Annotated in this window: 15 protein-coding genes, 1 tRNA gene and 1 pseudogene; 9 read left to right on the forward strand and 8 right to left on the reverse strand. The window is 63.0% G+C overall.

Annotated features, from left to right (window positions below; translation table 11 throughout):
• From CDN38_RS00300 to CDN38_RS00310, 3 genes are all read right to left on the reverse strand, one after another.
• Positions 1 to 285 (reverse strand): transposase (locus CDN38_RS00300; RefSeq protein WP_099319297.1); only part of this gene is annotated, 285 nt, incomplete at its 3' end.
• A gap of 23 nt (positions 286 to 308) precedes the next feature.
• Positions 309 to 839, reverse strand: a complete 531-nt coding sequence (locus tag CDN38_RS00305; protein WP_075509195.1) for a WD40 repeat domain-containing protein — start codon at positions 837 to 839, stop codon at positions 309 to 311.
• Between the two features lie 278 nt (positions 840 to 1,117).
• Positions 1,118 to 1,633, reverse strand: a complete 516-nt coding sequence (locus tag CDN38_RS00310; protein WP_075509196.1) for a hypothetical protein — start codon at positions 1,631 to 1,633, stop codon at positions 1,118 to 1,120.
• Positions 1,634 to 1,952: 319 nt separating this feature from the next.
• On the opposite strand from CDN38_RS00310, the gene CDN38_RS00315 reads away from it, so the two are divergent.
• The gene (locus tag CDN38_RS00315; protein WP_233027068.1) at positions 1,953 to 2,246 is read left to right on the forward strand and encodes a GNAT family N-acetyltransferase; all 294 of its coding nucleotides are present in this window, start codon (positions 1,953 to 1,955) and stop codon (positions 2,244 to 2,246) included.
• Positions 2,247 to 2,360: 114 nt separating this feature from the next.
• Here CDN38_RS00315 and CDN38_RS00320 read toward each other — a convergent pair whose 3' ends face one another.
• Together CDN38_RS00320 and CDN38_RS28770 are read right to left on the reverse strand one after the other, a co-directional pair.
• A complete protein-coding gene (locus tag CDN38_RS00320; protein WP_075509197.1) occupies positions 2,361 to 2,777 on the reverse strand; it encodes a PIN domain-containing protein in 417 nt (138 codons plus the stop codon).
• Entirely contained in the window at positions 2,764 to 3,003 is a 240-nt protein-coding gene (locus tag CDN38_RS28770; RefSeq protein ID WP_142361224.1) for a hypothetical protein, read from the reverse strand. The genes CDN38_RS00320 and CDN38_RS28770 overlap by 14 nt, the downstream gene beginning before the upstream one ends.
• A 193-nt stretch (positions 3,004 to 3,196) precedes the next feature.
• Here CDN38_RS28770 and CDN38_RS00330 point away from each other — a divergent pair, with 193 nt between their 5' ends.
• From CDN38_RS00330 to CDN38_RS00360, 8 genes and pseudogenes are all read left to right on the forward strand, one after another.
• Positions 3,197 to 4,846, forward strand: a complete 1,650-nt coding sequence (locus tag CDN38_RS00330; RefSeq protein WP_075509199.1) for an SWIM zinc finger family protein — start codon at positions 3,197 to 3,199, stop codon at positions 4,844 to 4,846.
• A gap of 724 nt (positions 4,847 to 5,570) precedes the next feature.
• Positions 5,571 to 5,897: a TOTE conflict system archaeo-eukaryotic primase domain-containing protein gene (locus tag CDN38_RS30185; protein WP_408633051.1), complete on the forward strand. Its 327-nt coding sequence runs from the start codon at positions 5,571 to 5,573 to the stop codon at positions 5,895 to 5,897.
• Positions 5,894 to 6,205 carry a hypothetical protein gene (locus CDN38_RS30190; RefSeq protein WP_075509201.1) on the forward strand — a complete coding sequence of 104 codons (312 nt, stop codon included), beginning with the start codon at positions 5,894 to 5,896 and terminating at the stop codon, positions 6,203 to 6,205. Before CDN38_RS30185 ends, CDN38_RS30190 begins: the two co-directional genes overlap by 4 nt.
• Before the next feature lie 18 nt (positions 6,206 to 6,223).
• Positions 6,224 to 6,634: pseudogene (locus CDN38_RS32075) on the forward strand (type II toxin-antitoxin system RelE/ParE family toxin).
• Positions 6,631 to 6,939, forward strand: a complete 309-nt coding sequence (locus CDN38_RS00345) for a helix-turn-helix domain-containing protein (RefSeq protein ID WP_075509202.1) — start codon at positions 6,631 to 6,633, stop codon at positions 6,937 to 6,939. Before CDN38_RS32075 ends, CDN38_RS00345 begins: the two are co-directional and overlap by 4 nt.
• Before the next feature lie 468 nt (positions 6,940 to 7,407).
• Entirely contained in the window at positions 7,408 to 7,944 is a 537-nt protein-coding gene (locus tag CDN38_RS00350) for a helix-turn-helix domain-containing protein (RefSeq protein ID WP_075509204.1), read from the forward strand.
• 12 nt (positions 7,945 to 7,956) lie between these two features.
• Positions 7,957 to 8,532, forward strand: coding sequence for a PIN domain-containing protein (locus CDN38_RS00355; RefSeq protein WP_075509203.1), 576 nt, complete (start codon positions 7,957 to 7,959; stop codon positions 8,530 to 8,532).
• 228 nt (positions 8,533 to 8,760) lie between these two features.
• On the forward strand, positions 8,761 to 11,130 hold the full coding sequence (locus tag CDN38_RS00360; RefSeq protein WP_075512715.1) for a DEAD/DEAH box helicase: 2,370 nt from the start codon (positions 8,761 to 8,763) through the stop codon (positions 11,128 to 11,130).
• Positions 11,131 to 11,375: 245 nt separating this feature from the next.
• On the opposite strand, the gene CDN38_RS00365 is transcribed toward CDN38_RS00360, so the two are convergent.
• The 3 genes from CDN38_RS00365 to CDN38_RS00370 all read right to left on the reverse strand — a co-directional run bounded on the left by CDN38_RS00365 (position 11,376) and on the right by CDN38_RS00370 (position 11,971).
• Positions 11,376 to 11,449 (reverse strand) — tRNA-Pro (locus tag CDN38_RS00365).
• A 68-nt stretch (positions 11,450 to 11,517) separates the two neighbouring features.
• A complete protein-coding gene (locus CDN38_RS29155) occupies positions 11,518 to 11,673 on the reverse strand; it encodes a hypothetical protein (RefSeq protein WP_233027070.1) in 156 nt (51 codons plus the stop codon).
• A gap of 16 nt (positions 11,674 to 11,689) precedes the next feature.
• The gene (locus tag CDN38_RS00370; protein WP_267888308.1) at positions 11,690 to 11,971 is read right to left on the reverse strand and encodes a lipocalin-like domain-containing protein; all 282 of its coding nucleotides are present in this window, start codon (positions 11,969 to 11,971) and stop codon (positions 11,690 to 11,692) included.
• Positions 11,972 to 11,995 lie beyond the last annotated feature (24 nt).

The raw sequence follows: 11,995 nt of genomic DNA on the forward strand, positions 1-11,995 counted from the left end.
CGTCGCCTCCTTCACCCACAGGACCACGCATCGCTTGAGGACATCACGCTCCATCCTCAATTCAGCGACCTCGGCACGCAGCCGCTTGAGCTCGGCGACATCATCGCCGCTCAACTCACCGTCGCCGTCGCGCTTGGCGCGGGCCTGGGCGACCCAGTTACCCAGCGTCCCCTCGTTGACACCCAGGTCGCGCGCGACCTGAGCGATCGGTTTCCCCGTCTCCTCGACGATCCGGACAGCCCCCTCACGGAACTCCCGGTCGTACTTCATCCGCTTCTCTGGCATCGTGCTCCTCATTGTCGATGCCTCTACGGTTTGGGGGGAACCTCATCGCGCTCGCCGACTGGCTGGCCGGTTTCGGCATTCCAGGCAGCTACGCCGGAGTCATCGCCTGCCACTATGCGCCGCCCGTCGCGGCTGAACGCGACGGCGGTGACGCCATTGGGTGGCTGGAAGGATGTCTCGATGATCTTCAAGGCCCGGTAGTTGTCTTCCAGCACGCTGCGTAACGGACCGTCATCGGGGGTTGGCGCAAGTCGCTGCGCCGTGACCAGTCCTTGAAAGGCGGTGATGTCCGTCCCTGGACGGCTACGGGCCAGGATCGACTGAGCTTCGCCGACCAGGCGAAGGCTGGTCGCCTGGCGAGAATTGCGATTCGCCTCTCGCTTTGCCTGGAACGCCATGACGAAGCCGACCACCGCGGCGACCAGAACGATGACGACGGTCACCGCGAGTCCGGCAATGAGCGCCCGCGGACGCTTAGGCTCAGCGACCGCACTCGGGTGTTCAGCGGCGTGCTGCTCTTCACCGGCGACCTGGCGTTCGGTCGTGTCTTCCACCGAGATCTCCTTTGCAGCAACACCTTTGCAGTGTCGAAGACATCATCCCGGGCCGGCTCCTGCCCTGTGATCCTCCGACGCTATCGGCCGGGATCGGAAGCCGATGCCAACGTTCCGATCCCGACTACTCAGTGTCAGCGGTCGAAGAGTTCTCCAAACAGAGCCTTTTGATTCTCCAAACAGAGCCTTTTGACCTCTTATCGGCCCAATTCGGATGCCGGCTGCGTCGCCACGCGAGCTGTTCGTCACGGCGGCCAGAGTCCCCAATGCACCGCGGTTCAGACGGGCAATACCGAACTGGACCACCATTGCCACAGTCCGTCGACGCCGGGCCCTGGCAGGTTATTGGTCTCGGATCCCCCTTGGGCCAAGGCGAACAGCGGACCGGAGTCATTCGTCCACATCACGGCGGCGATGTCGCCTTCAACTTCGCCGCAAGCGATCGAGCCACCGGGCTTGCCGTCCGGTCGAGTCCAAGAAGCCGGCGTGGAGCCCGATCCAGGGCAGGCGGCGGCCTTGAAGTGGTGTGAGTGGATAGCCTTGAAGAGGTTTTCCAGCGTGCCGGTATCGCGGAACAGGGTGTAGCGCGCGCCTGTTGGGCCGCCCGGCAGCGAATTTGCCAAACATTCCACCATGGCAATCGCTCCCGGGTCGGCCAACGGCCCGTCGAGCGAATGGCACGAACTCTCGCTGTACCCCGGCGGCAGCCGGCCCATCAGATCGACAACTGGGTCGGCCCCGGCTGCGGGAGGCGCGGCGATGGCGGCCGCTGCGCTGGCGGCCACGACGAGCACTGCGCGAATCCCAGGAGTTATTGTTCGACGCCCAGACGGGACCCATACAGGGTATTTTGGCCCCGATTGACGCAGCTTCGCTTGCTGAGCTTCCTCATTGAGAAAGTGTGCGGCCGCCACCGTTCGTTGCGCGCCACCCGGCTGGCGCTGAATGCAAGTCTTTATCCTGCAAGGAGTTTCGCTGAGCGCTCGCCAACGCATCCGACGTTTCGTTGGTAGATCCGTTCGCGCTCAGTCGATGTGGTCAGCAAGGCAACGTCACGCGCCACGGCTGGCGGCAGCCGCACGCAAACCAGCGGTGTTCAAAAGGCGCTGATCAATGTTCGAATCCGCGCGGCTGTCAGATCACCACGCGCTGCAGGAGTTCGACGCGATCGACACATCGCGGCGGGGGCACGGTTACGGCGAGCAGCTGCTGCTCGACGCGCTGGGCAAAGCCGTCGCCGCATCGGAAATCGGCGGCGCCCGGCTCATCGTCGTTGATGCCATCGACCGCGAAGCGCAATCCTTCTACGAGCACTACCACTTCGCGCCCGTCAGGAATCGCGAACGTCGACCGGTAATGAAGGTGTCCACAGCGGCGAAAGCGCTCAGCGAGCGCTGGCAGGAGTGAGTGCGGCGGAAGTACGCCCGCCGACATTACAAGCATTGACAATTCCTCGTCATCTCGGCGGACATCTGAAGGACTGAGCGCCACGCTGATGGCCGCTACCCGAACAGTGACCAGTCACTCAGCGGTTGTGAACGGGTTAACTATCCGTACCCCGGCGTAGTCCTCGTCGGCGCTCAAGTCCTCGGAGAGGACGACATCGCAGCCAAGACAGCGAGCGGCTTCCAGGATTGCGGCGTCCCAATACGAGAGGCGGAATCGCCTGCACGTCGCAAAAGCTGCGAGTATGAGCTCAGCTGTGATCGGGGCGACGGGAAACCGCATAAACGAATCCACCAGCCCGACGGCCTGCTCGTGGGTAATTGGATCCGCCCTGCTGCTGCGCGTTGCCTGAACGTAGAACTCCTGAAGAACCTGAACAGAAACCGCGAGGTCGCGGCCAGCCAGGATTTCGTTCGCGCGCCTGCCCTTCTCCCGCTCTTGGCGATCGCGCGAGATCGCATACAGCAGGACATTGGTGTCAATGAACCGCACGAGAGTGGACTTCGTCGCGGCTCAGACGATCAGCGGCGCGAAACCGGCGGATCTCATTCTGGATCTTTCGCTGCTGTTCCTCGAGCCGCGAGAACGCAGCGTCGCGTTCAGCAAGTGCAGTGAGGTATCCGGCCACCAGGGTGCTTACCGACTGGCCAAGTTCTGCCGCCCGAATCCGTGCCGCCCGGTAGACCTCGTCGGGAACAGCGACGGTAATATTCTTCACAGTTCCACATTATCACAGTAACTGTGGGACATACCGATGGCTTTCGGCAATGCGTCGTCGCTACCGGGTCAGGGTGCACGTCCCCGGCGTCGCGCGTGACGCCGGTGCGCGAGGTACCAGACGCAGGTACGGGCGCTCGCTGATGCCGCCCGCCCGAGAGTTGCCGCCGAGTCAGACCCGGCATCATGTCGATATGTCACTATCTGAGACCGCGCTGCTCACTGCGGCCGGCGATCGCGTCTACGGCCGGGGCGAGGACTATGTCCGCTATGTCCGAGGCCTCCGGATCACCGCCGACAAGGCCTACGCCTCGGTCCAGGCCAAGCAGGTCTACTCCGTGGAACTCGACTGGTCCGGTCCGCAACCTGATGGTTTCTGCACGTGCCCGCACGCCGCCGACGGTCACTTCTGCAAGCACCTGGTCGCGGTCGGACTCGCCGTGATCGACGGCGGAGCCGTCGGCGACGCCACTCAGGTGGCATCGGCACTGGAAGCGACCGTGCAAGCGATGAAGGTCGACGAGCTTCGCGAACTCGTCATGACCCTGGCCCGCCGCGACGGAGAAGTGCGCCGAATGCTGGAGGTTCGTGCCTCGGCCGCATCCGGTGACCACACGATCGCGAAAGCCGATTTCGAAGCGTATGTGCGAAACGCCCTGGAATTCCGCGGGTTTGTCGATTACCGGGAATCCTTCGGAGTCGCGGAGGCGGCCAGTCGAATGCTCGACGAGCTTGAGAACCATCTGAAGGCAGGGGCTGCCGAAATCGTGCGCCCGGCCCTGCTGTGCGCGGTGACCCTGCTGCGCACGATCACCGAGCATGCTGACGACTCGTCGGGGGCGATCAGCGGTGAATGCGAGCGGGCCGCCGACCTGTACGCGCAGGCATGTCGCCTGGGTAATCCAGACCCGGCCGAACTCGCACGGTGGCTGGCGACTTTCCGTGCCACCTCTCCGGGATGGCCGACGCTGCTGCTCGCGGATTTCGTCGACGCGTTCGACGAAAATGCGCTCGCGATCTACCGCGCGACGGTCGCGGATTTGGACCGTCAATGCGCAGGTCGCGACCACTGGAGCCGGTTTGAAGTCGACGCCATGTTGCTGGAGCTCGCCGATCACGACAGCGATGTCGATCGAGCTGTCGACCTGCTGACCCAACGGGAGCACCCGCAGTATGGGGCGATCGTCGCTCGCTTGCGGGAAGCCGGCCGTGACGATGAGGTAGTGAACTGGATCGATCGGGCGGTTGCCGAAGGGCGAAGCAGCAGTCGAGGCAGCGGTAATGGCTATTGGCTGAGCCCGTGCGACGTCGCCGACACGTACCGGGAAATCGGCCGCATTGACGATGCGATCGCCGTTCTGCGTGCCGATTTCGTCCGGCAACCTTCCGTCCACGCCTATCGGTCGCTGCTGGACTTTGCCGCCACGATCGATCGCGCCGACACCGAACGCGCCTGGGCAATCGACCACGCGCGAGAACTGGCTGGTGGCCCCGGCGCGGGAGCGGTCCTGGTCCAGCTCTCGCTGAGTGAGGGAGACGTTGACGCCGCCTGGCAGGCCGCCGACCGCTACGGTCCCGGATGGGCATGGCAGGAACTCGCTACCCAAGGCGCCGAGGCTCGGCCGGTAGCCGCCGCAGATCTATACCGGCCGCAGCTCGAGAACGACCTGCGGCATCCCAACGCCAAGCTCTACCCGGGCATTGCTGCGACGCTGGCAACGATGGCCAAGCTGTATGAAAGAGGCGGCCGCAGTGCTGATTTCGCGTTGTACATCGCCAAGGTCCGGCAAGAGTACGCCAGGCGCCCCTCGCTGATGAAGGCGCTCCAGGCGAAGGGGCTCTGAGCGACCTCACTGGCTGGACCAGCGTGTGAGAAGTACTGGCTGCGTCGACCCCGCCTGGGTAGGGGCGCGTTTCGATCCAGCGAAGTTGCGCCCGGGTGCGCGCGAGTTGCGGAGTGGCAACAGGAGGCGCTCCGCATCGTAATGGGTGCCATCCAGGAGGGACCGGTTCTGGTAGAGGCGTGTCCAGGTGCCGGTAAGACGCGCTTTGCCCTGGAAGTCGCGTACCAGCTGGTTTGTGCCTTCAGGGAAAAGGACCGCAACTTCGTAGACGCCCTCATCGCCCAACGGCCTGGTTGACCCGGAGGTGATTGCCGCCCGCGTCGCCACCGTTCCAGGGCGCTATGCCTCAAGCATCGAGGGCGAGCGTGCGACCTCATGGCTCGCGCACCGGACGCAGTCCTATCAACGACGGTCACGTCGGCAGCGGAGACGGCTGAAGAAACGGTCGGGATGACAACAGTAATGACGGAGCACAAAGACGATCTCGCCTGCGTGGTGGGATGCCTGGCCAGCCATGAGCGGCGTCGGCATTGGGGTTTCGCTTCCGAATACCATGTGAGGAGGGCCGGCCAATAGCGCCACCGAACAATGTCCTGGTGAACTAGATACGTTGCGCGCGGACAACGTGCGGTTGCGGCGTTTGTTGAGATTGAGCGAGGAGCAGGCGCGCGCAGCTGCCCGTGATCAGGCGACGCTGACCGGTGCGCCACAATCTCCGGTGAGCATGGCCTCGAGTCCCGCCGATAAGGTGCGGTTCTTCTTGGGTCTGTTTCGTTGTCGCAGTGATGTTTACGCGCTGCGCCGGGAGAATCGGCGGGATGGCCGATCGGGATGGATGCCCGCGATCAAAGGCTACTGGCGTAAGGGCATGAACCGGGCTGACGCGCCGCACCTGCCGCTGACCCCAGATACCGTCGACGCCCACCTACGAGGCGAAGTCCACATCGGTTTGTATCCACTCGCCGATGACGATGCATGTTGGTGGGTGGCGGCCAACTTCGACAAAGAAGCGGCGATGCTCGACGCGCGCGGCTTTCCGCCAAAGACGTGACGGCGCTGGCCCGCCAGCAGCCCGATCCGCAGTTCGGCCACAACGTGCGCCGATTGCAGCTGCCGACCTCATCGAAAATTGTTCCTCGCCCGGCGGCGATCGTCCGCGCGACGTTTGCGTCTCGCATCACCCTGACTGCCAATGACCTTGGCCGAGCCATGATCTCAGCCGTCAAGCATGGCGCGTCCATTCGCAACCCGGAATTCGATGCGCGCCAACGCGTTCGACGAAGCACCTGGGACACCCCGCGTCCCAGTGCGGCGCTCTGCGTCGACTCCCGGGAATCAGCTTTAGCTGATATCAGCTAAGGCTGATCGTATCTCGTTGTGCGGAAATGGGAGGTCGATCTGACCCTCATTGAAGCGTGGATCGACAGCCTCGATGACGAGCAATACGACAACGTGATTGCGGCTCTTGAGCAATTGGAGGAACACGGACCGGTCACGCGCCGACCGTTCGTGGACACCCTCGAAGGATCAGAGCACCCGAACATGAAGGAGCTTCGGCCTCGCGCCACGAAAGGCGGAGCTCACATACGAGTGCTCTTCGCCTTCGACATCCAGTAGCGAGCGATCTTGCTGGCCGCTGGAGACAAGGCAGGAAATTGGACGAAGTGGCATGCGACGAACATCCCCATCGCCGATCGCCTGTTCACCGAACACCAAGAGAGGCTACTGAAGGAGGCTGAAGCGGCCAACGCCGCCAAGCTTAAGACAAGAAAGGGGAAGAAACGATGACCACGCTCGATGATCTTCGACGTCGCCGTCCAGGCAACCGCGCCCGCATTGACGCAATCAAGGACGAGATGGATCGCGAGGTTGCGCAGTACCGTCTCCGTGAGCTGCGCGAAGACGCTGGTTACACCCAAACCTCCCTCGCAGCAGCCATCGGTGTGGGACAGAACCGCGTTTCCCAGATGGAGCACGGCAATCTGGGCACCAGCCGCATCGATACCCTCCGCAAGTACGTCGAGGCCACAGGCGGCGAGTTGGAGGTCGCGGTGAAGCGTCCCGACGGGTCTCGCGTCTTGCTGAGCCTCTAGCATCCGCCAACGCGGACACAGAGCGACGACGGGGCCACGCCGCGGTAGACGGCCTCTCATCGCGGTGCGGCCTATGAACATGTACGAAACGGCGGCTAACGCTGGCCGGTTGGGGTACGGGTACCGGCCCTCTTTGTGTACCGACAGAGAGGTAATAACCACCTCTGACCTGCGTCGGGCTGACAGGATTTGAACCTGCGACCACTTGACCCCCAGTAAATAGCGGGAAGGCATTTTCGCAGGTCAACGCCTGCGGTCGGTCGCTGCGGCCGCGTGCATCACGTGCACAGACGCGCAGGTCGTTGAGCATCGCGCATGTCGTGTGGTCCCAGAATGGTCCCCGGTGAAGGCGCGGTCCTGCCGCCTCTGGGGGTGCCGGGAGCTCAGTGCCGGCGACGATGCACCCCCTTTTGCGGTATTATTCGAACGTTCCGAATGTTCTTTCGGATAGTGCAGATAGGAGCGGACGTGAGCGCCGAAGCCGCAGAGGCAGCCACCTTCATCCCGGAGGACCCCGACGAGTTGGCGTCGGTTGTCGGGTTTCTCGCTACCCATGAACGCCTCCGCGGAACGGCGGCATCGCCCAGTTACGCCCTCGTGGGGATCGGTGAACATGACCGCATCGAGTTGCCTCGTTCAGTGCACCAAGCATTGACCAAGGTTGTCGCGGCGTTACATGCCGGCAAGGCCGTCACCATTGCGCCGCAGACGATGAAGTTGACCACCCAGCAAGCTGCAGACCTGTTGGGCGTCAGCCGCCCGACGGTGGTCCGCCTGATCAGCGACGGTACGTTACCGGCTGAGCGGATCGGCAATCGCCACCGACTGTTGCTCGACGACGTTCTGGCTTATCGCGAACAGCGCCGCAATCGCCAGTACGAGGCGCTGACGGCCACAGTGGTCGACATCGACGCTGAGGACGACCCGGAAGTCGTTCGCCAGCGGCTTCGCGAAGCGCGCCGAGCCGTCGCCGAACGGCGCCGGGCCAAGGCCGCCACGCGCTGACAACGTTCGAGAATGTTTGCCGCGCTGTTGGATACCTCAGTGCTGTGGCCCAGCCTGCAGCGCGACTTCCTGCTCTCGTTGGCGGTCGAGAGGTTGTATCGGCCGTTGTGGTCAACGGCGATTCTCGATGAATTGTGTTACCAAGAAGCGCGAAAGCTCATCGATCGCGGTCATGACCCCGCTCTAGCGTCGCAGCGGGCGCAACGCCTGGTCGATCGAATGAGAACCGCATTCGATGACGCCATCGTGGTGAGCTGGGAAAGCCTGGAAGGCACGTTTGGCCTGCCCGACATCGACGACGAACACGTTGTTGCGGCGGCCCTGGTTGGAGGAGCGGACGTGCTCGTCACCAGCAACTTGAAAGACTTTCCACCGCAACAGATCCCCAAGCCACTTACGGTGATCTCACCTGCGCAGTTCGCTACTGACACCGTCGCGGCGTCCCCCGACATCGCCTATCGCGCAGTGATTGGCCTGGCTTCTAGATTCGTTCGGCCCTCGTCCACGGTCGATGAGATTCTCGACCACCTCGTGGCACGCTACACGATGATCGAAGCCGTCGAACTCATCCGCAGCGTCATATACTAAGCCGCGCATAAATAAGGCGACACACGGTGTACGGTGCACCGTCTTTCCGGGGCGGTCGTGTTGACTTATTACTATGCGGGACAACGATGGTCGTAAGCTCGACCATGCCACCGACTTCAAAGGCGAGTCAATACGATCCGCGGATTCTTCGCCGACCCTCACCTCGCTTACATCACCGCCTAAGTCGCCTTACTAACGCTCGGCTTAGTAGCTGCCGTTCGAGGAGAAGTGACCGTTAACGGCATCGAGGACTTCCCTGGCGAGTTGGACACTCTGCGTGCTGATAATCTGCGTCTGCGCCGTATTCTTCGGTTGAGCGAGGAACAGGCACGCGCAGCCGCCAGCGACCAGGCGACGCTGACGGGAGCGCCGGCCTCACCGGTGACCATGGGCTCCAGCTCCGCTGATAAGGTGCGGTTCTTCTTCGAGTTGTTCCGTTCTCGCACCGATGTTTACGCGCTTCGCTGGGAGAATCGTCGAGATGGTCGTTCGGGTTGGATGCCGGCGATCAAGGGCTATTGGCGCAAGGGCATGAATCGGGCCGACGCACCTTACCTTCCGTTGACTCCAGAGGTAATTGACGCCCACCTGCGGGGCGAGGCACACATCGGCCTGTATCCGCTCACCGATAACGACACTTGCTGGTGGATAGCGGCCGATTTCGACAAAGAAGCCGCGATGCTCGACGCACTCGCGTACATGAAAGCGGCTCGCTCCTATGGAATTCCGGCTGCGCTAGAGGTGTCACAATCCGGACGAGGAGCTCACGTCTGGATCTTCTTCGCTCATGCGATCTCGGCATCGGTCGCCCGCAGCATCGCTACGAGTCTGCTGGGTGAGGCATTTCGGCTTCGTGGCAGCATGCATCTGAGTAGCTATGACCGCTTGTTCCCGTCTCAGGATGTGCACACCGGGCGTGGGGTTGGCAATCTGATCGCGGCGCCGATGAACGGCAAGCATCGTCAACACGGCACCACCGTCTTCCTCGATCCCGCTACCCTTGAGCCATACGAGGATCAGTGGGCATACCTGTCAAGCATCGCCAGAATGTCCACCAAAGACGTGATCGCGTTGGCGCGTCAACTTCCCGCCCCGCAGATCGGCCACAACGTCCGGCGTCTCCAGCTGCCGACGTCATCACGCATCATTCCGCGGCCTGCGGCAATCATCCGCGCCGAGTTCACATCCCGACTCACCCTGACCGCCAACGATCTTGGCCCAGCCATGATCTCGGCGGTCAAACACGCCGCTTCGATACGCAACCCCGAGTTCGATGCGCGCCAACGCGCCCGCCGCAGCACGTGGGACACACCGCGGTTCCTCTACAGCTACGACGAAACAGCTGAAGGTGATCTCGTCCTGCCCCGCGGACTTCATCCGCTGCTGACCGAACTCGTCGAATCGGCCGGCAGCACACTACGCGTAGATGACAAGCGCATCACCGGCGAACACCACGAGTTCAGCTGCACGACGCCGTTGCGCACCGCGCAGACCAGCGCACTGCGCCAACTCCTTGAACAAGACACCAGCGTCCTTGTCGCGCCACCGGGTACCGGAAAGACGGTGATCGCCTGCGCGGCAATCGAATCACGGTCCACATCCACTCTGGTCCTTGTCGATCGCAAAGCCCTCGCCGACCAATGGCGCGACCGGATCGGCAGCCACCTCGGTTTCAAGTGCGGTCAAATCGGGGGTGGGCGAGCGAAAACCACGGGCATTCTCGACATCGCGTTACTGCCAACACTTGCCCGCCGCGACAACGTTGAAGACATCACCGCCAACTACGGATTCGTCATCGTGGACGAATGCCACCACGTCGCCGCCAGCGCATTCTTCGGCGTCCTGAGCCGCATAGCCGCGCGCTACTGGCTCGGCCTGACCGCGACTCCGGAACGCCGCGACGGGCTCGAAGACCTGATCCATCACCAACTCGGATCACACCACGTAGCGATCGACCAGCCGAGTACCGGACAACTCCCGGTCGACAGTTCCGACCAACTGACGCCCCATCTGGTTCTGCACCTGCACCCGACTGAATTCCAATACCGCGGCCGCGCCGATCCCACCGCACCCGGTGGAATGGCCGAAATCTATCGAGCTCTCGTCGCCGATCAAGTACGACTCGACCAAGTTGTCGACGACGTGCTGACCGCCTCCGAAACCGGGGCCAACATCCTGGTGCTCACCACCTGGGTCGATCACCTCAACGCGATCACCGACCGGCTACGGGCCGCAGGAAAGACCGTCACCGTCCTCAGCGGCGGCATCAAGGCTCGTGAACGCCGCCAAATCGCCGACCAACTTGCCAACCACATGCCCGACTCGGATCCACTCCTGATCGTCGGCACCAGCTCGTTCATCGGGGAAGGCTTCGACTGCCCGGCCCTCGACACCCTGTTCCTGGCCGCGCCGATCACCTTCAAGAACCGGCTCGTCCAATACATCGGTCGCGTCACCCGGCCCTACCACTCAAAGGCAACCGCAACTGTGCACGACTACCACGACGAGCGCACCCCTGTCATCGCCTCGTCACTGAAGAAACGAGCGCCCGGCTACATCAAGATGGGCTTCCCCGACCCGCGCAAGATGATCCGATAGAACTGCGCGCCATCCCACTTGACCAGCGGTCAATTTCGACGCAAGGACAGCGCTGGGCCGAGCCGAATAACGTGCACAGGCGCGCATGGCGTGCATGGCGTCTGGTCAAACTCGCAAAAACTCCCCTGCACGACTCCATCGAGCGCGCCGCCGACACCGCCTGTGGTCCCCAAAGCGATTGGCATACCGACGCAACTGTCACGGCAAATATCGATACCACCGCAGGTCAAGACCTACTTCTGAAGTCGGGCTGACAGGATTTGAACCTGCGACCACTTGACCCCCAGTCAAGTGCGCTACCAAACTGCGCCACAGCCCGGTGCCACCGAAACGACGCGGCGGCAGGTCGAAAGCCTACCGCAGACCAACGCCAAGCGCGGCCACCGCCTAGGCAACCTGCGAGCCTGCCTGCTCGGCTCGCGTCCACACCAAAGACGAGTACACCCTCCGCCCGTCGGGCAAGGTCAATTCCGACGACAGGGTCAGCTTGTCGCCGTCGAGGTCGCTGTGCCGCAGATGAAACTGGCCCAGGTAGTTGGGCACCAGCGACAGCTTCGCCTCATGACGAATATCGCCCGTGGACTCGTCGACGAAGTACCCGTCCGCTGTAGGCGAGGTACCCCGGCGCCGCGGCGGCCGCCTGCTCGGTGGTGCCGCCGCTGGCCACCGGCCGGTCGTAGTCGGGCCGCCCGGACGACTGGATCTGCGCCGACATGTACCCGTCCGGGGTGTAGATGATCAAACCGTTGCGCATCCGCACCGTGGGGGTATCGCACCGGGCCGTCGGGACTGTCCCGCTCGACGTAGGATACCAGCTCCCAGGCTCCAACCAGCTTGTCACGCAATGCTTTTGCCATTTCCAATG

Source organism: Mycobacterium ostraviense, from assembly GCF_002705925.1.
In the GTDB taxonomy this organism is placed as follows: domain Bacteria; phylum Actinomycetota; class Actinomycetes; order Mycobacteriales; family Mycobacteriaceae; genus Mycobacterium; species Mycobacterium ostraviense.

What these genes read in the sequence shown, in the direction of transcription:
- CDN38_RS00315 (WP_233027068.1), top strand. Translation starts at nt 1,953, where the DNA reads ATGTTCGAATCCGCGCGGCTGTCAGATCACCACGCGCTGCAGGAGTTC.
- CDN38_RS00330 (WP_075509199.1), top strand. Translation starts at nt 3,197, where the DNA reads ATGTCACTATCTGAGACCGCGCTGCTCACTGCGGCCGGCGATCGCGTC.
- CDN38_RS30185 (WP_408633051.1), top strand. Translation starts at nt 5,571, where the DNA reads ATGGCCTCGAGTCCCGCCGATAAGGTGCGGTTCTTCTTGGGTCTGTTT.
- CDN38_RS00355 (WP_075509203.1), top strand. Translation starts at nt 7,957, where the DNA reads ATGTTTGCCGCGCTGTTGGATACCTCAGTGCTGTGGCCCAGCCTGCAG.
- CDN38_RS00345 (WP_075509202.1), top strand. Translation starts at nt 6,631, where the DNA reads ATGACCACGCTCGATGATCTTCGACGTCGCCGTCCAGGCAACCGCGCC.